The 1,100-nt window shown below is 36.7% G+C and carries 1 protein-coding gene and 1 pseudogene; both read right to left on the minus strand.

Translation table 11 applies throughout. The features are described 5' to 3' along the window. A partial coding sequence (locus C3B52_RS35585; protein WP_164685086.1) for a glycosyltransferase occupies positions 1-353 on the minus strand: 353 nt, incomplete at its 3' end. A 29-nt stretch (positions 354-382) separates the two neighbouring features. Next, a pseudogene (locus tag C3B52_RS35590) lies at positions 383-1,100 on the minus strand (Tn3 family transposase); the annotation flags it as partial.

Genomic DNA, 1,100 nt, shown 5'->3' on the forward strand with positions numbered 1-1,100 from the left:
AAGGACTGATATAAGCTAAGCAGCTTATCGACGATGCCAGAGATATTAAATTGCTTCTTAACGAATTCACGTCCTGCTTCTCCCCAATTTTTTGAACTTTTCTTAGACCTTAATGCAGTAAGAATCAGATTTTCGATCTTGCTTATTTCAAGAGTTTCCTTGGCTCTGTGATCTCCGAAGTAATACCTCCAAGCAAGCTTGAAATTATCTGGCTTCACAATTCCAAAAATCCCCTTTGCACCGATTGCAATTACAGGCCGCTTGCAGGACATCGCTTCAAGAGCTACTCGACCTGTTCCTACAACAACGTCACTAATGGAAAAAAAGGCCGATGTATCTAGGCGTTCACCCATTACATGAATACGATTACTGTGTTTTCTAGCGCATCATTTGGAATTTTTCTTTTACCAGATTCATTTATTTCATTTAGCGTTTTTAGAGCTTGCAATAATGGCTCTGTACCTTGTGTAGAACGAAATTCAAGAGATTTAAGAAAAGTAGGAGTATATTTTCTTAGATAAGAATACCGATTTTCTAACAAATCTAGATAATCGTAATCCATCGGACGGGCTAATTTTTGGGCTTCTTCGACGGAAGAAACAATTTTATCCCACGGCATAATCATTTCAATAGCATTAAATGGATCAAGCCCTTCATTTCGTGCTTGGATAAGTGCTGCACCAATATCTGCAAAATGCACGACTTTTTCATTCACTGCTTTTCCATTTTCTTTTTGCATTTCCTCTTGTGTTTTACGTCCTTTTGATTGCAAGATCATCATTTGTCGATCATGAATTTCAATTGCTTGATCAATTAGATCTTGGCTTAGTGTTACTAGATAGGAAACAAGAATTGCATATTTCTTTTTTTCTTTAAACCTTCGAAATGAGTGTGGTTCATACCTTGCTCCAATACGAGATAATTGAAGTAACCGATTGGGATGGATTTGCTCTGAATTTATCTCTAATTTTAAATCTCGTATATATTCTAAGCGCTTTATTACTTTTAAAAAGGCTTCAGGTGAAGATTGGCCGGGAAGTTCTCTAAGCCATGCTAAGGGGGTTTTTCTATTGTCTACAAAGGGATCTATAAGTTTATCT

The sequence above is a fragment of the Brevibacillus reuszeri genome (genome assembly GCF_002897295.1).
GTDB lineage: Bacteria > Bacillota > Bacilli > Brevibacillales > Brevibacillaceae > Brevibacillus > Brevibacillus reuszeri_A.